The sequence below is a fragment of the Agaribacillus sp. DX54 genome (assembly GCF_056858335.1).
The window spans coordinates 38,106-58,647 of record NZ_JBXEQE010000019.1; the positions used below are offsets into that span (position 1 = coordinate 38,106).

Annotated in this window: 23 protein-coding genes; 11 read left to right on the forward strand and 12 right to left on the reverse strand. The window is 41.6% G+C overall.

Annotation, left to right across the window (positions count from 1 at the left end; all coding sequences use genetic code 11):
• Nucleotides 1-42 precede the first annotated feature (42 nt).
• The gene (locus AC04NP_RS18910; RefSeq protein WP_482861494.1) at nt 43-453 is read left to right on the forward strand and encodes a hypothetical protein; all 411 of its coding nucleotides are present in this window, start codon (nt 43-45) and stop codon (nt 451-453) included.
• 122 nt (nt 454-575) lie between these two features.
• Nucleotides 576-1,229, forward strand: a complete 654-nt coding sequence (locus AC04NP_RS18915) for a DUF4230 domain-containing protein (RefSeq protein WP_482861495.1) — start codon at nt 576-578, stop codon at nt 1,227-1,229.
• A gap of 138 nt (nt 1,230-1,367) precedes the next feature.
• Here the strand turns inward: AC04NP_RS18915 and AC04NP_RS18920 are convergent, their stop codons facing one another.
• The gene (locus AC04NP_RS18920) at nt 1,368-1,583 is read right to left on the reverse strand and encodes a hypothetical protein (protein WP_482861496.1); all 216 of its coding nucleotides are present in this window, start codon (nt 1,581-1,583) and stop codon (nt 1,368-1,370) included.
• An 86-nt stretch (nt 1,584-1,669) separates the two neighbouring features.
• On the opposite strand from AC04NP_RS18920, the gene AC04NP_RS18925 reads away from it, so the two are divergent.
• Nucleotides 1,670-2,233: a hypothetical protein gene (locus tag AC04NP_RS18925; RefSeq protein WP_482861497.1), complete on the forward strand. Its 564-nt coding sequence runs from the start codon at nt 1,670-1,672 to the stop codon at nt 2,231-2,233.
• A 19-nt stretch (nt 2,234-2,252) separates the two neighbouring features.
• Here AC04NP_RS18925 and AC04NP_RS18930 read toward each other — a convergent pair whose 3' ends face one another.
• From AC04NP_RS18930 to prfA, 5 genes are all read right to left on the reverse strand, one after another.
• Nucleotides 2,253-2,513 carry a hypothetical protein gene (locus tag AC04NP_RS18930; RefSeq protein WP_482861498.1) on the reverse strand — a complete coding sequence of 87 codons (261 nt, stop codon included), beginning with the start codon at nt 2,511-2,513 and terminating at the stop codon, nt 2,253-2,255.
• A gap of 251 nt (nt 2,514-2,764) precedes the next feature.
• Nucleotides 2,765-3,232 carry a bactofilin family protein gene (locus AC04NP_RS18935; RefSeq protein WP_482861499.1) on the reverse strand — a complete coding sequence of 156 codons (468 nt, stop codon included), beginning with the start codon at nt 3,230-3,232 and terminating at the stop codon, nt 2,765-2,767.
• Nucleotides 3,233-3,393: 161 nt separating this feature from the next.
• Complete coding sequence (locus AC04NP_RS18940; protein WP_482861500.1) at nt 3,394-3,822, reverse strand: secondary thiamine-phosphate synthase enzyme YjbQ; 429 nt, start codon at nt 3,820-3,822, stop codon at nt 3,394-3,396.
• Nucleotides 3,823-3,825: 3 nt separating this feature from the next.
• Nucleotides 3,826-5,199 carry a right-handed parallel beta-helix repeat-containing protein gene (locus AC04NP_RS18945; RefSeq protein ID WP_482861501.1) on the reverse strand — a complete coding sequence of 458 codons (1,374 nt, stop codon included), beginning with the start codon at nt 5,197-5,199 and terminating at the stop codon, nt 3,826-3,828.
• Nucleotides 5,200-5,212: 13 nt separating this feature from the next.
• The gene (prfA, locus tag AC04NP_RS18950) at nt 5,213-6,280 is read right to left on the reverse strand and encodes a peptide chain release factor 1 (protein WP_482861502.1); all 1,068 of its coding nucleotides are present in this window, start codon (nt 6,278-6,280) and stop codon (nt 5,213-5,215) included.
• A 292-nt stretch (nt 6,281-6,572) separates the two neighbouring features.
• On the opposite strand from prfA, the gene AC04NP_RS18955 reads away from it, so the two are divergent.
• From AC04NP_RS18955 to AC04NP_RS18965, 3 genes are all read left to right on the forward strand, one after another.
• Nucleotides 6,573-7,082: a YfiR family protein gene (locus tag AC04NP_RS18955; protein ID WP_482861503.1), complete on the forward strand. Its 510-nt coding sequence runs from the start codon at nt 6,573-6,575 to the stop codon at nt 7,080-7,082.
• 27 nt (nt 7,083-7,109) lie between these two features.
• The gene (locus tag AC04NP_RS18960) at nt 7,110-9,038 is read left to right on the forward strand and encodes a PAS domain S-box protein (protein ID WP_482861504.1); all 1,929 of its coding nucleotides are present in this window, start codon (nt 7,110-7,112) and stop codon (nt 9,036-9,038) included.
• Between the two features lie 145 nt (nt 9,039-9,183).
• Complete coding sequence (locus tag AC04NP_RS18965; RefSeq protein ID WP_482861505.1) at nt 9,184-9,795, forward strand: hypothetical protein; 612 nt, start codon at nt 9,184-9,186, stop codon at nt 9,793-9,795.
• Here AC04NP_RS18965 and AC04NP_RS18970 read toward each other — a convergent pair.
• Complete coding sequence (locus AC04NP_RS18970) at nt 9,792-10,370, reverse strand: DNA-3-methyladenine glycosylase I (protein ID WP_482861506.1); 579 nt, start codon at nt 10,368-10,370, stop codon at nt 9,792-9,794. The two genes, AC04NP_RS18965 and AC04NP_RS18970, sit on opposite strands and share 4 nt — an antisense overlap.
• Nucleotides 10,371-10,388: 18 nt before the next feature.
• Nucleotides 10,389-11,147: an SDR family NAD(P)-dependent oxidoreductase gene (locus AC04NP_RS18975; protein ID WP_482861507.1), complete on the reverse strand. Its 759-nt coding sequence runs from the start codon at nt 11,145-11,147 to the stop codon at nt 10,389-10,391.
• A gap of 318 nt (nt 11,148-11,465) precedes the next feature.
• On the opposite strand from AC04NP_RS18975, the gene AC04NP_RS18980 reads away from it, so the two are divergent.
• The 4 genes from AC04NP_RS18980 to AC04NP_RS18995 all read left to right on the forward strand — a co-directional run bounded on the left by AC04NP_RS18980 (nt 11,466) and on the right by AC04NP_RS18995 (nt 13,518).
• Entirely contained in the window at nt 11,466-11,873 is a 408-nt protein-coding gene (locus AC04NP_RS18980) for a YfiR family protein (protein ID WP_482861508.1), read from the forward strand.
• A 107-nt stretch (nt 11,874-11,980) separates the two neighbouring features.
• Nucleotides 11,981-12,508: a YfiR family protein gene (locus tag AC04NP_RS18985; RefSeq protein WP_482861509.1), complete on the forward strand. Its 528-nt coding sequence runs from the start codon at nt 11,981-11,983 to the stop codon at nt 12,506-12,508.
• An 83-nt stretch (nt 12,509-12,591) separates the two neighbouring features.
• Nucleotides 12,592-13,137, forward strand: coding sequence for a hypothetical protein (locus tag AC04NP_RS18990; RefSeq protein ID WP_482861510.1), 546 nt, complete (start codon nt 12,592-12,594; stop codon nt 13,135-13,137).
• A gap of 216 nt (nt 13,138-13,353) precedes the next feature.
• Nucleotides 13,354-13,518: a hypothetical protein gene (locus AC04NP_RS18995; RefSeq protein WP_482861511.1), complete on the forward strand. Its 165-nt coding sequence runs from the start codon at nt 13,354-13,356 to the stop codon at nt 13,516-13,518.
• A gap of 20 nt (nt 13,519-13,538) precedes the next feature.
• Here the strand turns inward: AC04NP_RS18995 and mutS are convergent, their stop codons facing one another.
• Nucleotides 13,539-16,154, reverse strand: a complete 2,616-nt coding sequence (gene mutS, locus AC04NP_RS19000; RefSeq protein WP_482861512.1) for a DNA mismatch repair protein MutS — start codon at nt 16,152-16,154, stop codon at nt 13,539-13,541.
• A 91-nt stretch (nt 16,155-16,245) separates the two neighbouring features.
• Here mutS and AC04NP_RS19005 point away from each other — a divergent pair, with 91 nt between their 5' ends.
• Nucleotides 16,246-16,779 (forward strand): TrmH family RNA methyltransferase, encoded by a 534-nt coding sequence (locus tag AC04NP_RS19005; protein WP_482861513.1) that lies wholly within the window; start codon nt 16,246-16,248, stop codon nt 16,777-16,779.
• A gap of 123 nt (nt 16,780-16,902) precedes the next feature.
• Here AC04NP_RS19005 and AC04NP_RS19010 read toward each other — a convergent pair whose 3' ends face one another.
• Genes AC04NP_RS19010 through AC04NP_RS19020 form a run of 3 tightly spaced genes read right to left on the reverse strand, consistent with a single transcriptional unit; the run spans nt 16,903 to nt 20,490 of the window.
• Complete coding sequence (locus AC04NP_RS19010; RefSeq protein WP_482861514.1) at nt 16,903-17,556, reverse strand: phosphoadenylyl-sulfate reductase; 654 nt, start codon at nt 17,554-17,556, stop codon at nt 16,903-16,905.
• A gap of 4 nt (nt 17,557-17,560) precedes the next feature.
• Entirely contained in the window at nt 17,561-18,328 is a 768-nt protein-coding gene (gene cobA / locus AC04NP_RS19015; protein WP_482861515.1) for a uroporphyrinogen-III C-methyltransferase, read from the reverse strand.
• Between the two features lie 2 nt (nt 18,329-18,330).
• A complete protein-coding gene (locus tag AC04NP_RS19020) occupies nt 18,331-20,490 on the reverse strand; it encodes a nitrite reductase (RefSeq protein ID WP_482861516.1) in 2,160 nt (719 codons plus the stop codon).
• Between the last annotated feature and the right edge of the window lie 52 nt (nt 20,491-20,542).

Consider the following 20,542-nt stretch of genomic DNA (forward strand, 5'->3'; position numbering starts at 1 on the left):
CTTATTTAACAGATTATGATAGGTTTTTTTGAACATCAATACGTGAAATACAAAAAACAGCATTTAAGGAATCTGGTAACCTTGGCTTACATTGACGGGGAGCTTCATCCGAGCGAAAGAAGTTTGTTGTACACCGTGGGTGAGAAGTATGGGTTGAAAGGTTGGCAAATTGCAAAAATCATAGAAAATTACACACCTCTGGCATTGGAAATGCCGGAAGACCCGAATAAACGCCTGGACCAGATTTACGATCTTGTAAGGATGATGCTGGTGGATAACATTCTGGAGAAAAGCGAAATGGCGTTGTGCGAGCATGTCACCATCAATTACGGATTTAAAAAGGAACTAATCAGAACCATATTGTTATTGATTGGTAAAGGTAAACTAAGCCTTTCCGAATGGAATCTGTTTAAAAAACAAGCTGTCGCTAATTATCTGGCCGATGCGGCCTGACAGGCTTTTCACCCAAGGTTGAAACTCAATCGACCTGTTAATATATTTTTGTTGTTTATTCGTTATTTGTAATTGGTCTTGCATATTTTTAAGTAAATTCTCCATGGATTTAGCGAATAACCATGATTAATATATTACTGAGAATCATATTGAAAAACCTGCCCTGGGTGCTGTTATTGACAGTGGCGGTCTGGGTTTTGATTACTGGCAGGTTGCCTTTTTATCCCCCGAGTGAAGATGAAAACACCCAAATTCAACATGATGTCGTTTTGCAAAAGCTCGAGGATTTAGGAAGACTTGAGTTGGTCAGATATCGGTTTAAGGAGATAACAGAAGTCAAAAATACCAGTCAGTGGAAAATATTTTTGCGTAGTTACAGTCCGGATATGAAGGCAGCGCTGATCACAACAGGGGAAGCAGTCGGTTGTGTTGATCTCACGAAATTATCGGTCGAAGATATTGGTGTTTTTGAAGATTCCCTGGTCATCCATCTACCTCCACCCGAATTGTGCTATTATAAAATCGATCTGGAAAATTCCAGGATTTATGATCTCGAAACCGGATATTTGGCTACCGATGAAGAGGAAAGAAGATTTGTGGAAGAAGTATACAGAAATGCTGAAAAGCAAATCAAAAAAGCGGCTTTGGACTCGGGTATTACATCACAAACCCAGGTCAGCGCCAGACAATTTTTAAAACCGTTTCTGGAAGAGGTATCAGGCAAAAAAATAAGGCTTAACTTCAAATTGTCCGGAAACAACAAAAAACCTTTGTAGTTAGATACCTGGTAATGGTAAATATCTGGTAAAAAGGATCATACAGATACCCACATAGTTGTGATTGATAGCCTGTTGATGAAGTTGAGACCAGGATAGATGTACGATAGAATCTGATTAGCAGACCCGGTATGGCTTTTAAAACAGTTTGCCCGGAATTTTACCGGCAATGTCTCCCGTATCATTTTGCTGCTCGCCTTTTCCTGTGACCATACCGGTCACATCAGTCAAATCAAAAGCCGATTCATTATTGGGCTTTCCTGCCAGACCAGTGAGGAGACTGCCAATGCCACCTGCATCAAATCCACTTTGTGACTGAAGGTTAAATGTCCCTGGCTGGTTTTTTTGCTCCAACTAATTCTCTTGGAAATCAAATGAAAATGACATTGGAGTTGTTCGGCAATTAAAACATTGACAGTTTTTTGGTTGTTAAAGCATATATGAATGATAAGATAAATTATAAATTTCCTGCGGCGTTAATGATGTTTTGCCTGTTATTTGTTCAGTGCATTGTTGACAATGAAAAAATAATCGATAAGGATAAACCTTCCTATAAAACCACTGATCCATCAGAGCTTTTTTTTAAGAATGTGAGGGCACTATATTACGAGAGGGAGGAAATGACCGAGTCCAAACTGGAAGTTTACAGAATAAAAACCCGTTCCAGGGATACCGATGTGCCGCAGTTAAACCTGGCAATTGTACTAAACTGGCGGTTTGATGAGGCATACATCCTTCTTGAACCCGGCAATCAGTTAGCAGATATTAAAAATATTACTTTGGTCTGGGAGGGGGAAGGTTTTGAGGGTAGCGAAGAATTTAGTGTAGGAAATAAGGACACACAATTCACCATTACTGCCGTCATATATGAACATATTCTTAAAGAACATAACCTATACTGGCTAAATCAAGGTCAAAAAATACCCTTGCTTCGATCCAAACAAGACCGGGAAGCTTTCAGGGTAACTATGTTTGATTTCTATCAGCTCGTAGAAATACTGTGACCTGGGATGATTTCATAAATCAATTGTTTTCTCCTTCCAGGCAATGATCCGGTCCCACCTTGTCGCAGTTATTTAAGATCTTGACAATGTCACGGGTGGTGATGATCTCCCTGTTTTTCTCCAGTATCCTTAAAAATACCTCGGCAAGATGATTTTCATATGCCTTTTTCTTCCGCATAATTTCAGGATATGCCATGTACTTCGATAGCAATTCAATGCCGGAGATCTCCACATAAAAAATAATACCACCTATTGTAATTTTCCCGCTCTCTTTTTGCATAACTGAATTATTCGTTTTGAGTTCTCACGAGTTAATGGTTTCTAACCTTAATGGTCACCTTATTAAACGTATAAGATTTAATTTGGATGACCCCTATGTGGGGTACGAGCGGTAGACAAATGCAAAAAACCGGTATACAGGAGGTATACCGAAAAAAAGGAGGTTGGCAACTTACAGCCGGAAATAAAAAAGGGGCCTGAGCCCCGGTTTATTATTGATAGATTTGAAGTTATGCCTTGATCATTGCCGGTTTAACCTGCGACTGATATATAGTCAGTTTTGGTGCCATTGTGATTCCCGTTGAGCTTCTTTCCGCTGTCGTTTTCTTCGTCATTTCTTCTAAGCTTTACTTCTCTAATCTGCTCACCCACCTGGCATTTTCCGTTAAACGAGGCGCCTTCATCCATGATCAGTTTATCGGTAAAAATGTCACCATGAATTCTGGCACTGGCCCTGAGAATTAAAATGTCGGTAACCTCAATATCCCCTTTGACTTCACCACTGATTTCAGCCCTCTCTGCATGAATATTTCCTTCAATGATGGAATCCTGGCCGGCTACCACTTTGGCTTTGGCGTTAATAGTACCAATCACCTTACCATCAACCCGCACGTTTTCTGCTGTGTCTATGGTTCCGGTAAAGGTGCTTCCCTTTCCAAATAAGCTGCTTTCCTGGTGCCTTTCCTGAGTCTGTTTAACTTCTTTCTTATTACTGAACATAATGAAATTTGTTGTTAATTAATACATATAAAAATGATTATCGGGAGGGCTAGTTGGTACACATGTATACCTTAAAGGATCAATTGGTAAGCACACTACACCGGAAAACCGGCTTTGATGTAAGTAAAATGATATTTTTATACTTTTATTCCGGGTGGGGCTCAATTGGTTTTGCCGTAAGCAGTGAGTACTATTCTTCTTGGTCCTCCGTAATCCCTGTGCTCACAAAGATAGATGCCTTGCCAGGTGCCAAGATTCATTTTTCCCCTGCTCAATGGTATATGCAATGAATTACCCAATATAGCGGCTTTAAGGTGGGCAGGCATATCATCCGGCCCTTCAAACGTGTGTCGATAATAGGGGGCATTTTCAGGAACCATGTGATTAAAGTGACTTTCAAAGTCCATTCTGACGGTAGGGTCGGCATTTTCATTAATAGTAAGGCTTGCGGAGGTATGTTTGATGAAAATGTTAAGCATACCTATCTCGAGCTTTTGCAATGCCCTGAAATTTTTTTCAATGATGGGGGTGATCAAATGAAAGCCTCTTTTGAAGGGGGGCAGTGCTATTTCCTGCTGATAATATTCCATTGTTTAATTGTTTTCAATTCTTTCATAAGCCCCCAAATCCGGGTTTTCGTCCCTGGGATTGGCGTCTAAGTCAAATAATATGTCACCCGGTATTCCTGCATCTTTGGCAGGCGAAAGTGTGTCGAGTCGATAGTCAAAGTTGGCAGGATCCAGGAATCGGGGGTTTTCATTCAACAGATTGTTGTTGATATCCAGTTCAAGATTGGTTTTAAGAATAGAATTAGCAATTAGCAATACACTGCCGGTACCTCCGCTTACATCAAACAGTAGTTCTTCATCCAAATCACCCCAAATGATAGAGTTATTGATATTTATCACCAGGTCACTAACCAGTGTGCGGTCATTTTGACTGAAATTATCGGTAAAGGTGAACGATGGATTCTGTCTGAAAAAATCACTTTGGCTATTGGAGAGGGTACAATGTATGTAAGTATGATATCCTCCACCAAAATTTCCGGTCATGAATTCGGCACAGTTGTTTATGAGCACGTTGATTGCGTATACATCGGCGCCAATGGTGAGGATACCACTCGCCGACATGTTTTCAATGACGGTGTTGCTCACGACGACTTCCGGCAATGTATCATTGTCAAAAGTATCGAGATTCAATCCTACCCGGGCATTCCGGATAGCGGTAAAGTTGATTTTATTTTCTTTGCTGCCCGGCAGAAAAATAATTCCACCCCATTGCCCCGGGGCATTGGCAAAATCTTCATCCAGCCGGGAATTGCTGAACAACACCGGACTTTCCACATCACCCTCCACAATCAGTTTGCCCTTGACAAAGATGAAGGACTCATTGTCTGACAATACCTTTACTCCTTTTTTTACAGTCAGCGTGCACAGAGCGTCAACCAGAACGGAGTTGCTGAGAACATAAGGTTTTTCAGAATCCCACACGGCGTTACACACCAGTATAGAGTCATTCAGGAAATTGGCGTCCTGTCCGTAGCTTATTAGTTTAACATCCTGCAAAATGTTGTTTGTTGTAAAGACGATAGAGTCCTTGACTAAAAAGGGCAGGTTTTCCTGTCGCGGATCAATAAGGACACTGACCAGTACCAGCAAACTATCATTTCCCAATATAATTTCGTCTTCAAACCGATCACCGGCCATTCCGTCAACCAAGATGGTGTAAGGTGAATTACTGCCTCCGGCTAAGGCAATGGAGCCGATGCTTACGGCATTTTCATTGGGGTTGCCAACAATTAATCTTTTGGTGATACTTCCTATCTGGGTGAAAATAGTATCGAAGATTACAGTATCTGTCGAAAACACCAGGGGTTGAATACTGCCTGAACTGATTTTTTCTTCCTCCGGTGTACAGGAGACAAAAACAATAAATGCTGTTAGCAGCGCTTGAATGATGTTTTTCAAAAGGAGTCAATGATTAGTTTCCTTCTTTCATTTTTTCGGCATTATCCGCTATTCTCAACTTTTCTATGAAATCATCAATGTTGCCATCCATGATTGACGGCAAATTGTGAACCGAATGGCCAATCCTGTGATCGGTGACCCTGCCCTGGGGATAGTTATAAGTCCGTATTTTGTCTGAACGGTCACCACTTCCTACCATAGACCTCCTCTGTGCGCCAACTTCCTCGTTATGCTTTTGAAGTTCAATGTTGTAAATTCTTGATTTTAATTCCCTCAAGGCTTTTTCAAAATTTTTAATTTGTGATTTTTGATCCTGACACTGCACCGCTATTCCGGTTGGGGCATGGGTCAATCTTACAGCAGAATAGGTTGTGTTCACCGATTGCCCACCCGGACCTGAGGAGCAATACGTGTCTTTTCTGACATCATTCATGTCGATTTCCACTTCTACGTCATCCATCTCTGGCAGTACGGCCACACTGGCGGCAGATGTGTGTACCCTACCCTGGGTTTCTGTGGCTGGCACCCGCTGAACGCGATGTACGCCTGACTCATACTTAAGTATTCCATAAACTTCATCTCCGGTGACAGTGCTCACAATTTTATTATAACCGCCGGCCGTGCCTTCTGTCAAATCACTCACAACCATTTTCCACCCCTGTTTTTCAGCAAAACGCTGGTACATACGAAACAGATCCCCGGCAAAGATAGCTGCCTCGTCACCTCCGGCCCCTGCCCTTATCTCCAGAATGGCATTTTTGCTGTCATTGGGATCTTTGGGAATCAATAACTGTTTCAACGCTTCTTCCAACCCTTCCTTGTTTTTTGCCAGCTCTTCTAATTCCGCTTTGGCCAGCTCACGAAATTCAGGATCCTTTTCCGTAGAGAGCAGCTCTTTTGCACTTTCAATGTTCTCTAATACATTTTTGTAATCATCGTATTTAACAACGATTTTCTCAAGGTCTTTGTATTCCTTGTTTAATTTTGAATACGCCTTCATGTCGGCCATAGTTTCTGGCTGCACAAGAAGCTGTCCCACTTCCTCAAACCGGGCTTTTAATTCTTCTAATTTATCAGTCATAAATCTGGTGTTGCACCTCCAAAGTTAATGAATGCGTGTTTAATTATACACGTAAATTTTTGCTAATTAAAGCTAACCATTTAAGACCTTCCTAATTACCCGCCCTTGAATTTTAAAAAACGGGTTATAAACAAGCTATTATTCAATAATTTATTAAAGTATTTTCTTGTAAAGCATTAGTGTAGTATTTCCGTAAATATTGCACACTTTCCGATTAAGTCACTTATTACATTTGTTGTTGTATGAGTGATTAAAGTTGTAATAACCATAACTATAAAAAGTTTTCAGGTATATGCTAAAGAGAATTTTGGGGCTATTGATTGTATTATTGGCTTTTAACATAACAGTCAGGGGACAGGATATCCACAAATTCCACTCGATATTCATTTATAACTTCAGCAAATTTATTCAGTGGCCGGCAGCGTACAAAAAGGGTGATTTTGTTATTGGCGTCTTAGGTAATTCGCCTGTAACGCGGCACCTGAAAAGTATGGCCGCCAGCAAGAAGGTGGGGAGTCAGCGTTTTTCTATAGTAAGCTATAAAAATCCAGGCGACATTCAAAGGTGTCATATCCTTTACATTCCCACTGAACAAAGCAGTATGCTGGAAGAATGCAAGGCTAACCTTACCGGCACGGCTACACTGATAATAACCGATAAACCGGGCTTGGGAAAGGATGGCAGCGGCATCAACTTTCTGATAGTCGACGGGAAGCCAAAATTTGAATTGAATAAATCTGCCGCTGAAGAAAGAAATCTGAAAGTATCAACCGAATTGGCGAAGCTCGCTATATTGATATAATTTTTTTGTCTAAGGTGTAATGTAATTATGAAAAAAAAGAGGTTCAGTATCGGAAACAAGATATTGTTAGGGTTTTTCTCCCTGATAATCATATTTGCGGTAATCGCAACCATTGTGGTAGTTACCAACAGTAAAAATAACCAACTTATTGAAAAATCCTCCACCAATATAAGACCTTCGGTAAATGCCCTGCAGGAATTTAAACATTTGGTGACACAATCGAAGATGTTGGTTACCAACTGGGTTTATCTTCAAAGTAATGATATAGATAAAAAAGCGCTGAAAGATCTGCATAATGTAGGATATCCCAATCTAAAGGAACAAATCAACGAATTAAAAGCATCGTGGGAAATCGACACTTTACAGCAGCAAATGGATTCGATCTTTCTTGATTTTGAGGCTTTGCTTAAAACCGAGCGGGATAATGTGATGAGTCAATTGGTGACTTTCGATCATTATGAAGATCCGTTTATCAAGCTGACTGCAGCAGAAACCATTGAAAGTGAGGTGCTTCCACAGTCTGCTGCCATTATGGAAAGTCTGGAAAAAATCAGTGATATCATTGTGCAAACCGACCGGGAGCAGCAGTTAACCATCAGGGCTGAGTCCGACAGTTTAACGAAAATGGCTGTTGTATCAGCGGTGATCGTGGTTATTTTGGGTTTGGTCGGTGGAATTTTGATGGCCAGATCGATTACAAAACCAATTAATTATATCAAGAATGTGATTGTTAAGCTCGGTCAGGGGAATTTGCCGGACGATCAATCCAGGAAGTTCAACAACGATGAAATCGGGGAGATGGCAGGGGCTGTGGAAAACCTTGTCAATGGACTGAAATCCACCTCCAGCTTTGCGGAAAATATCGGAAGGGGCAACTATGATGCTGAATTTACACCATTGAGTGAGGAAGATGTACTGGGTAACTCATTAATTGAAATGCGTGATAACCTTAAATCGGTAGCTGAAGAAGACAAAAGAAGAAACTGGTCCACCAGCGGGTTGGCCACATTCGGTGAGATTTTGCGTCAAAACAATGATAATATTGAAAAGTTATCCGATGACATCATATCCAACCTGGTCAAATATCTCAATTGCAATCAGGGTGGGTTATACATTGTGAACGACGATGAAGACGAGTCATACCTGGAGCTAAAGGCCTGTTATGCCTGGGACAAGAAAAAGTACCTGGAGCAAAGGGTACACATTGGTGAAGGCCTGACCGGACAATCCTGGCTTGAAAAAGATACGGTCTATCTTACTGAGGTTCCGGAAGATTATATTACCATTACTTCCGGACTGGGAGAAGCCAGCCCAACCAGCATTCTGATTGTGCCTTTAAAAATCAACGATGATGTATTCGGTGTGTTGGAAATAGCCTCTTTTAATGAATTCAAGCAGTATGAGATAGAGTTTGTTGAAAAAATTGCCGAGAGCATTGCCTCCACGGTATCTTCGGTAAAGATCAACGAAAAAACTCAGCGATTACTGGAAGAATCCACCGAAATGACCGAGCAAATGAGGTCACAGGAGGAAGAGATGAGACAAAATATGGAGGAGTTACAAGCCACACAAGAAGAAATGCAGCGCAGTCAATCCGAAACCCAGGGTATTTTGACTGCCATCAACAATTCCCTGGCCTCTGTGGAGTTCAAGCCCAATGGAGAGATTATCGATGCGAATCAACAATTTCTGAACATATTTGGATTTACGCTGGAAGAGATCAGAGGCAAAAACCATTCGGTATTGCTTCCCCCGGATGAAAGAAAGGCTGCTGAAACCATGGAATTTTGGGAACAATTAAATGAGGGGCAGACGAAATCAGGTGAATTCGAACGGGTTAAAAGGGATGGTTCTAGCATCTGGATCAGAAGTAATTATTCGCCGGTGAAAAACGCTCATGGAGAGGTTACCAAAGTACTGGCCTTGTCCTTTGATCTTTCGAGTTACAAAAAATAGAAGACAAAATTTTATTCTATACGCCCTGACTCATAAAGTCAGGGCTTTTTTTTTTTGAATTGTCTGTGGTAGATTTAACTTTGCCAGTAAATTAAGTGCTTAACCCCATACAGTTATCGCTATGTGTAAATTTTCTATGTGTTTGATGATGATTGTTTTAGCGGCCTGCGCGACTGAGGGGAACAAAACTGTGGACAGAGAGAAGATTAAACAGGAAATGAAAGACCGCCAAATTAAAAGAGTGTCTGAGCCGGAGCTAATGGATGCAGCTTTTCAAACCGGTTCAGCATTGGTTAATACGGCCGAGTATATAGTGATAAAAAAACTGGATGATTATCATGACACAATTCCAACAGATAACCGGAATTCAAGTAAATGGATAATTAATCCTCCTTTAAGCCAGGTAGTAATCCCCGTGCTGGATTCTCTAAGTCGTCGTAGTGGTCATTTCCTGAGTTTGTTTAGCACCGGGTTGGAAGGCCTGAAGGCCGATACACTGGATATTGAAAAACAATTACTGGAGGCATATCGATATAATATGGAAAACAACCTTCCATCAGAAGATAATGTGCAAAGATCAGGAACAGACTACCTGCTTTTTACAAGGCCTATCACCTCAAAAAACAGGATTTGCCTGTTAGCCCGGCCGGAGAAGAAAACAGGAATCCTGCCAGACAGTCTGCAAGGCCAGCCTGATTATTTTTGTGGCATGTGGAGTATCAGGCTTTCCAAAAAAGAGATCATTAAATCCCTTTAAATCAGCTCATTCCGATTATGGGCCGGATGTTTAAAACAATCGGTCGTGTGATCGTTGACAAGTCCGACCGCCTGCATATAGGCATACATGATGGTACTTCCCACAAACTTAAATCCCCTTTTCTTTAATTCTTTACTGATCCTGTCCGACTCGTTGGTGGTAACAGGTACTTCCCTGATGTTATTCCAGTGGTTGAAGATGGGTGCCCCATCCACATAAGACCATAAAAATGCATTGAAACTACCGAACTCCTCCTGAATTTTGATGAATGCCCTGGCATTGGTGACTGTAGCCCTGATTTTCAACTCGTTTCTTATGATAGAGGTGTCATTTCTTAACTTTTGAATGTTAGTTTCGCTAAATGACGCCACCTTTTGTACATCAAAACCGGAAAATGCCTTATGATACCCTTGTCTTTTTTGCAAAACCGTGATCCAGCTCAACCCTGCCTGTGCTCCTTCCAGAATCAAAAACTCAAAAAGTATCTTATCATCATATACAGGGACTCCCCATTCGTTGTCATGATAATCGACGTATAACCGGTTAGCTGTGTCTACCCAGGCACATCTGTTCATTTTGTATTGGTTCGCTTTTTAATGTACATAACTTCCCGCATTAATATCTATGGTGCAACCAGTGGCGTGATCGGCCAGCCCGCTGATAAGTAATGCAATCATAGGAGCGATATCCCGTGGCTCTGTTAATTCTTTTAAGGCGATGTCATCCAGGGCAATCTGTTCACCATACAGATCCATAAAACCCTGAGCCATGTCTGTTCTTGCAAATCCCGGGGCAATATTAAATGCCTTGATACCAGACTTGCCATAACCGCGCGCGATGGACCTCGTAAGTGAGACCAATCCCCCCTTTGAGGCCGCGTAGGCAAGGAATTCCGGTGTATCGCCCCTGAAAGCAGCCCTGGAGGTAATATTCACTATTCGTCCTTCCTGTTTGGGTAAAAAATGCGCGATGGCCTTTTTACAGAGCAAGGCAGTGGCATTTAAGTTTACCGCCAAAGTTGCATGCCAGTCCTTTAACCAAAGCCGGTCATCCTTGCCAGGTGATGAGGGAATGGCAATGCCGGCGTTATTAATGAGTCCATCAACATTTTGATAATGATCTATCACCGCTTCAAACAAGTTAATCACCTCTTTTTCATCGGCCAGATCGGCTTTAAAAGCACTGGAGTTGTTACCTATTTCGGCTGCAAGCTTTTCTGCGGCCTGTTTTTGTTGATTGTAGTGGAGGGCAATGGTGGCTCCTGCGTTCGCCAGTTGTTCTGCAACGGCTTTACCGATACCTCCGGAAGCCCCGGTTATCAAAATTGTCCTGCCTGTTAAATCAATCCGCATAACTTTCTTTTTTATTCGGAAGCAATGTAATGTAAAGTTTAAAACTAAATAATTAATATACGACCGGCTTTTACATACACTCAAGCATTGAATAATAGGACCTTTAATTTAACTTTATCAGAATAAAATTGCATAATACGAATAAAAAGGTCAATTAAATAATTATTTCCCCATCTTTTTGCAAGGGTAAGGTTGTAGGCTATTTGACTAATACAATTAGTGGTAAAGCTGGTATTTTTGAAATCAGTTTTTAACGTATGAAATTTGAATTGGGAAGCGATGAGGACGTCGTATGCTATTTTTTTAAAACGGATATTTATGGGTTTTTTAATCTTGACAGCCCTTGGAAATCTGGCTATGGTACAGGCGCAGAAAGCGGATCCTCAAGCATTACTTCTCTACAATTTCGGCAAATTCGCCGGCTTTGATCATGGAGGAGATCAATTTACCTTCGCCATATTGGGAAACGCCGGTTTGGCTATTAACCTAAAACAAATTAGCAAGAACAAAAAAATTAAAGGAAAACCTGTCCAGGTAAAGACATGCAAGTCTTTGGACCAGATCGGTACACCGGAGATCCTGTTTGTGCCTGCTTGTAAAAGTGGGCTGATGCCACAGATACTGGATCAGACCAGGGGTAAGCCTGTTAAAATATTAACAGAAATACCTGGTGGTATCTTGGGTGAACCAAACCTTAAAGATGGTCCTGGGACTACCATTCTTTGACAGTGTATCCTTTGTTTATCATTTGCCTGGATTGCATAAAAGCAATTTAAAAAGGTGATACATAAGGTTAAATATGTATTTGAATTTTGTATATAGTAATGTTTACCATGAAAGCCATTAAATTTTTTAAAATTCTTTTCCTTTTTTTGTGCCTGTTGGTTTTAAGAAATCCGACCGTACAAGCCCAAACCGACATTAACAGTGCTTATTCGTTGTTTCTTTACAACTTTGCCAAATACTCACAGTGGCCAAATAGCAATACCGGTGAATTTAAGATAACAGTCTTTGGAAATTCAAGAGTATATCAGGAGTTGCAAAAGATCAGTACCTCAAAGAAAATCAACGGTCGCAGTATTGCCGTGAAAAAAGCTATGAATGTGAGTGAGATTGGTGAAACCGATTTGCTTTTCGTCTCGCTGGGAAAAAGTGGTGCTATCGGTGAGATCATGACCACGACTAATGGAAGACCTATTATGGTGGTTGGAGAGAAAAAGGGATTATATGAAAAAGGGGCCTGCATTAGTTTTTATGTGGGTGAAGACAGTAAATTAAGATTCCAGATCAATGATCAGGAATTGAGCAACAGGAACCTGAAAATGGCCCAGAGTTTGAAGGGCATGGCGTTTAAGGGTTAAAGGTATGTCAGGATTATTTGTATTGTCCTTTTAATAACATTTGTTTGAAAGGGTCGTTATTGAGTATATTCAAAATTGTGACTATGAAAAACATATATTATTACCTGTTTTTTCTATTCTTTTTGTCTGCTAATGTGCATGCGCAGCTCGGCGGTCAATTTCCGAATTTGGAGGGGGAGACGTTGTTGAACAAGCAAGTGGTTATTCCGTCAGACACCAAGGAAAAATTCACATTGCTGGGGATGGCGTATTCCAAAAAATCGGAAGAGGATCTTAAAACCTGGTTCAATCCCATCTATCAAAAATTTATTTATAAACCTAAAAATCCGGGGCTGTTTTACACAGAGTATGACGTCAATGTGTATTTTGTCCCTATGTTCACTGGTGTAAAAAAAGCAGCCTACGGAAAGGTAATGAAAAAAATGAAAGATAAAACCGACCCTAAATTGGTCCCGCACATCATGTTTTATAAGGGTGAGCTGAAAAAATACAAAGAAGCCCTCGACTTTGAGAAGAAAGATGTACCCTATTTTTTTGTGCTCGATAAGCAAGGTAAAATAGTTTTTGTGACTTCCGGATCATACAATGATGACAAGCTGGATGAGATAGAAAACCTGTTGGAGGAATAAGAGACCCTATGTGTGTACCAGAAACCAAGCTTCAAATGGGGGGAGGTAGGGTTTATTGCCTGCCGGTTGTAACAATCATCAAATCATAATTTGTTTTTGCATAAATTCTACCAGGGGTTACTTTTTACCTGAGTCGCCATTAAGAAAAAGCGAAAATAATTCTCTCAGGCTAAACTTTTGGCACGTTTTTTAATCTTGTGTAAAAAAATCATGAAGATGGAAAATTTAAAAAAAGGTGATTTAGTAAAACTGATTATTGGCAGCAAGAAAATGAAGATAAGCTCAGTCTATGGAAGAGGCCTGGTTGAGTGTATAGCCACGAGAAACGGACAGACGAAAAAATACTATTTCAGGCCCGAGTCTCTGGTTTTATGTCATTAAAGAATTGCTTTAACGCCTGGTCAGGAATTGCCGAGGATGTTTTTTATTTCATTTAATTTCAGTAGTGCTTCTACTGGTGAGATTGTATTGATATCCAGCAGGTTAACCAGTTTTTGAACCTCCTTAAATTTGGGATCGGCCTCAAATAAACTTAGCTGAAAATTGTTCTTTGGTAATTCTTCAAACTGCTTTTTATGCCGCGTGTGAATTTTATCTTTTTCCAGGTGGTGCATTATTTCGCTGGCCCTGATGACCACAGGGTTGGGCATCCCGGCCATTTGGGCGACATGAATGCCGAAACTGTGCTCGCTGCCACCTTTTTTTAACTTTCTCATAAAAATAACTTTGTCACCTACCTCTTTTACAGAAACATTAAAATTTTTGACCCTGTCCAGATCGTTGGTCAGTTGATTCAATTCATGATAATGGGTGGCGAACAAAGTCTTCACTTTAAATTTTTGATGATTATGGAGATATTCGACAATCGACCAGGCAATAGAGACGCCATCATAGGTGCTGGTACCCCGGCCGATTTCATCCATCAATACCAAACTGTTTTCGCTTAAATTATTGAGAATGCTGGCCGTCTCAGTCATTTCCACCATAAAAGTTGACTCACCTTTCGAAAGATTGTCAGACGCCCCGACGCGTGTGAATACCTTGTCTACGATACCAAGGACTGCTTTTTTAGCTGGCACAAAGGAACCCATCTGAGCCATCAGTACAATCAGTGCTGTTTGCCGCAGAAGCGCAGATTTGCCCGCCATATTAGGCCCTGTGATAATCATGATTTGTTGGGTGTCATGATCCAGTAATATATCGTTGGGAACATAAGACTCCCCCACGGGCAACTGCCTTTCAATAACCGGGTGCCTGCCCTCCTTAATATCCAATATTCCGGACTCGTTGATTTCGGGCTGACAGTACTTATATTTTATAGCGATATGGGCGAAAGAAGCCAAACAGTCTGTTTTTCCAATAATCTTAGCATTCTGCTGAATCTGGCTGATAAAATCGGTGGCATGTATGACCAGTTCATGATAAATCCTTTGCTCTATGACCCCCAGTTTTTCTTCGGCGTTTAAAATCTTTTCTTCATATTCTTTTAATTCTTCGGTGATATACCTTTCGGCGTTAACGAGGGTCTGTTTTCTGATCCAGTTTTCAGGTACTTTGTCTTTATGTGCATTGGTGACCTCGAGATAGTAACCAAAGACCTTATTGTATGCGATTTTTAAGGATGGTATCCCGGTAGCCTCACTCTCCCTCTGCTGAATTTGTACCAGATAGTCTTTGCCCGAAAAAGCAATTTTTCGAAGCTCATCCAGTTCCCGGTTGATACCATCTTTGATAAGGTTGCCCTGATTGGCCTGGATCGGTGGGTCTTCCTTTAGTTCGGTATCGATCTTTTGCAATAAAAATTCGCAAGGATTTAATTGGTCGGCCAGCTTTAGCAGCGGTGCAACCCCGGATTTGGTCAACAGGTTTTTTACAGGGGTAATATGCGCCAGTGCCTTTTTTAACTGGGTCATTTCCCGTGGGTTGATTCTTCTCGTCGCCACTTTGGACACCAGTCTTTCCAGGTCGCCAATATTTTTGAAAAGTTGTGAGATCTCGTGCTGTAAATCCTGGTCTTTTACCAGTGCTGCCACCACCTGATGTCTTTCTTCAATGGCTACTTTTTCTTTTAAAGGCAATACCATCCACTTTTTAAGCAACCTGGAGCCCATGGGTGTCTGGGTTTGGTCCAGGATGTCGATTAGGGGGATGCCACCTTCCTGCTGAGGATAGACCAGCTCCAGATTTCTGATGGTAAACTTATCGAGCCACACGTAGTTTTCTTCTTCGATCCTGGAAATGGAAGAGATGTGTTTAACTTCTTTGTGCTCGGTTTCATTGAGGTAGTGCAGTATGGCCCCGGCTGCAATTATTCCCTCCGTTACACCTTCTACCCCAAATCCTTTTAACGAGGAGGTAGAGAAATGGCTGGTAAGTTTTTCATAAGCGTAATCATAACTATACACCCACTCATCGAGACAGTAAGTATTAAATTTGTCCTGAAAGTGTGTGTTAAACGCCTGGCGGTCCGTTTTGCTGAAGATAACCTCCATGGGTTTGAAACTTTGTAATAGGTTATCGATATATTTATCGGTACCCCTGCTGGTCAGAAATTCGCCCGTAGAAAGGTCAAGAAAAGCAATGCCATATACCTCCTTGTTGAAAAAAATCGATGCGAGGTAGTTATTTTGGTTTTTTTCCAGCACATTGTCGTTCAATGAAAGACCAGGTGTAACCAGTTCCGTTACCCCTCTTTTTACAATACCTTTAGCTGCTTTTGGGTCCTCTAACTGATCGCAGATTGCCACCCGGTTACCAGCCCTTACCAACCTGGGCAGGTATGTATCCAGGGCGTGGTGTGGAAAACCTGCCAACTCCACGTGAGAGGCGGCGCCATTCGCCCTTTTAGTCAGGACTATTTCCAATACTTTACTGGCCTTAACCGCGTCTTCGCCAAATGTCTCATAAAAATCCCCTACCCTGAAAAGCAATAAGGCACCGGGATGCCGTGCTTTAATCGCATTGTATTGTTTCATCAGAGGGGTTTCCTTTTCCGCTTTGGTTTTGGTGTTTGCCATTGACTGTATTAAAGATTTAATTCAGGTTTATTTATAAATTTATTGGTTCAGCTTTTATAAATTATCTTTGCCCCTTGCCCATATCATTGACATGAGAAAACTCAGTAACGAAGAACTCAACAGAATTTCTGTCGAGGAATTCAAAAATAAGAAAAAAATTCCGTTAGTTGTCGTGCTTGACAATGTGAGAAGTATGAACAACGTAGGTGCTGCATTTCGTACTTCGGACGCTTTTTGTGTTGAAAAGATTTTTCTATGTGGTATTACGGCCAGTCCCCCTCATCGTGAAATCCACAAAACCGCCCTTGGCGCCACGGAATCTGTTGACTGGGAGCACGTGGAGAGCACAATGACCCTGATAAATCGTCTTAAATCCCTGGATTACATTATTGTGTCAATAGAGCAGGTGCAAGATGGGCTGATGCTCCAGGATTTTCAACCTGAAAAGAATAAAAAATATGCCTTTATATTTGGCAATGAAGCCTTTGGTGTGGATGATGCTGCCGTAGCTCTTTCTGATATATGTCTTGAAATTCCCCAGTTTGGCACCAAACATTCTTTAAACATTTCTGTCAGCATCGGGATTGTGGTCTGGGATTTTTTTGTGAAAACGCAATTCGTTTAAAGGCTTCAAAAGCGATTGCCGTTGATTAAAACCTTGCGCTACCAATGTTTTGCCCCTATGGGGCGATCACTCACACCCACACTGACACTCACACCCACACTGACACTCACACCCACACTCCATTTATGCGTGGAGGCCGCATTCGGTTTTTGTTTTGTCAAACCACCGGCCTTCTCTTCCTTTTCCTTTCCTGGTGCAATGGGTACATCCGATGGATTCGTATCCCTCGGCCACAAGAGGGTGGCTGGGGAGTTCGTAAATCGTCATATATAAACTCACCTCTGCGGCGGTCATGTCTATGATAGGATGGAATTTAACGATATCCTTTTTAGGTTCAAAGATGCGGGTTTTGCTCCGGTTCGCATTTTGGAACGCGAGTAGCCCTGAAATCCAAACATCATAGGAGGCCCTCAGTTCGTTAACCGGCTCCACTTTGTTGATAAAACAACATAAATCGTGATTGAACCGCCAGCTTTGGTTTTCCCTGGTGAATCTGTGACGGTTTTCCCTGGCTTTGACATTGATGACCTTAAGCCCTAGTTTTTCAATCAATTGTTTTTTGTAATCAAGGGTTTCCTGAAAAAGAAAACCAGTGTTAACGAAGTGAATAGGATGCCCCGGCTTCACCTGGCTTAACATGTGCAATAACACAACCGATGTGCTTCCGAATGAAGAGGTCACAAGAATTTTGGCTTCATCATGTTCACAGAATAGTTTTTCCAGCCTTTCCCGGGGTGTTAGCGATGTATAATGGTTGTTGTCAAACAGCCTTTCCATAGCGTTAAAATTTTGGATGGTTATTGAATCGCTCCACGTTTTTTATTTTTTCATAGAAATATTCATGAGTGCCTACCGCTTCCCCGATTACAATCATCGCAGGACCTGGCAGCCGGTGTTCCTGTTGTTTTGACAAAAGCGTGGCTGCGGTGCCAAAAATAATGTTCCCGTCCTCCAGTGATCCTTTTGAGATCAATGCCGCCGGAAGATTACCCCTTCCTGACTTTTTATAGATGGCGGTAATTTGGTCCAGCTTCTTCAGGCCCATGAGCAGTACTACCGTGGCGGTTGACCGGGCAGCCTGAAAAACATCTTTGGAAAGTGTTCCGTCTTTGGTTGTGGCCGTTATTACCCAGAAACTCTCGTTGATTCCTCTTCTGGTTAATGGTATGCCATATAAGCCGGGAAGGTTAACACTGGATATGCCAAGAATAGCCTCTGTTTCAATAGAAAATGTCTCTGCATATTCCAGTTCTTCTTTTCCGTGGGCAAATACAAAAGGGTCTCCACCTTTTAGCCTTACCACATGATTTCCTCTCAGGGCACGATCCACAATCAGTTGATTTATTTCTTCCTGCTTGTAGGAGTGGTATCCGGCCCTTTTTCCTACATAAATTTTTTCGGTGCCGGGCCGGGCATACTCCAGTAAGTCCGGATGTGCCAGTGCATCATATAAAATGACATCAGCCTTTTTGATGGCCTTCATGCCTTTTATGCTAATCAGGTCCGGGTCTCCCGGACCGGCACCTACCAATGTTAATTTGCCGTTCATGATTATGCTTTATAAAAATTATCTACTACCAGCTTTTCTTTCTGTGTAACATCACCGGCAATTTGATTGGCACGGTATGTTTTAACCTGCTGCAAAAATTCATGGGCCAGCTTCAGATATCGCTTTGCAAAATCTGCATTTGGTGTATTTTGATTGATTTGCAAGACCAGGGTTTCGAAGTTTTCGTTAAGCGTTAATTTGCCGGCTTCAACAAAATGTTTGTCAAAATCCCTGATAATACCAATATGTGTATTACATCTGATATCTTCACTTAACAGTAATGCTTTTGCACCGATTACAAACGTATTGTAAGCATTATAAATCGTCCTGTCATACTCATCGGCAGCCAGATCTTTTTCACCATTCGCCAGTTTTTCAGTGGCATCCTCGATGATCGTTCCGACAACGTCATAGCTGACACCGGCACATTCACCCACACCAACTGCTGGCACAAAATTATCAGTTCCCCCCCAGTCGATATAATCCGATTCCGTTAGCTGAGTCGGATCAATGAGGTGTTTTATCAGATCATAAAAATATATTTTACCATATCTTTTATAGTAACTGTTGAAGTACTCTCCCGGAAGCGCATTTTCCTTATAATCATCCAGAATAATTCTCAACGCCTGTGGTGCCTTTTTTGATGGTAGCTTGGCCACTTTGTCGGCGACAAACCCATTTCCTTCAGGGTCGACCCCACCCCCAAGTAATACCACCAAAGCCGGTACAACCAGTTGTCCGTTTTTAATTGAACTTCCATGAAAACCGATGTTCGCTGCCATGTGTTGTCCGCATGAATTCATGCATCCGCTGATTTTAATATGAATGTCTGCATCAAAGATTAAATCCTTGTATTCTTCCCTGATGATTTTTTCCAGGGCTTCTGCAACGCCGGTGCTGTTACTTACACCAAGGTTACAGGTATCTGTTCCGGGGCAGGCTGTGATGTCAGCAATGGTGCCAAAACCGAATTCCGCCAGGCCCAGGGCGTTTAATTCATTAAATACCTGAGGTAATGCGCTGGTTGGTATATATTTCAATAACAGGCCCTGATTAACTGTGATCCTCAGGTCATCGGCGGCATGTTTTCTGACGATATCTGATAATTTTCTGGCTCTTTCCGCATCGATGTTGCCGTTTGTTAACTTGATCCGGATACCATGAAAGCCTTTGTGTTTTTGCTCAAATACATTTGATTTTAGCCAATCCCGATATTTTTCTTCCTCCTCAATAGTCACATCAGAATAATCCTGTTTTTCCGGTAGCACCAACTCAGGTACCAGCGTCCTGTCAATTTCAATTGATTGGTGGGGGATGGCCTTACGTTCTTTTTCCACTAATTCAAGGAATTTTTCCAATCCCAATCCTCTTTTTTCATCTATTAAGAATTTCAGTCTTGCTTTGAACCTTTTTTCACGTTCCCCATAACGGTCAAAAACCCTGAGCGCTGCCTCGGTGAAAGGGATAATCTGGTTTTCAGGTAAAAACTCGTAGGCAGTCCTGGCCACAAAAGACTGTGCACCCAGGCCGCCACCTACCACAGTTTTAAAGCCTCTGATTTCCTTGCCATCCTCAATTTTCACAACTGGAATAAACCCAAAATCATGAAAATAGGTGAACGCCGAGTCTTTGTCACTGGAAGAGAAAGCAATCTTTACCTTTCTTCCCATATCCTGACATATTGGATTTCTAAGAAAATATCTGAAAACCGATTCAGCATAGGGGGTTATATCAAAAGGTTCATTGGGATCGATTCCTGCCAGTGCAGAGCCGGTTACATTACGTACAGTATTACCACATGCTTCACGGGCTGTTACCCCGACCTCTTCTAATTCTGTCCAAATGGCAGGACTGTCGTCCAACTTTACATAATGCAATTGAATATTTTGCCTGGTGGTAGTATGGAGGTTACCATTCGTATATTTCTCCGAGATATCGGCTATCCGTGTCAATTGATCGGCGGTAAGCCGGCCGTAAGGTATTTTGGTGCGAAACATCTGCACACCCAATTGTCTTTGTCCATACACGCCCCTTGTAAGCCGGTACGCTTTAAACTTCTCTTCGTCTATCTTGCCATCACGAAAACGACTGATTTTCTCTGCCAACTCGCGAATATCTTCTTTCGCTTCGGTTGAAATTTTGTTATTTAATTCTGGTGTCATTTTTATAGATTGTTTAATACTTTGATTACAACTCACAAAAAAAGCCTTCCTG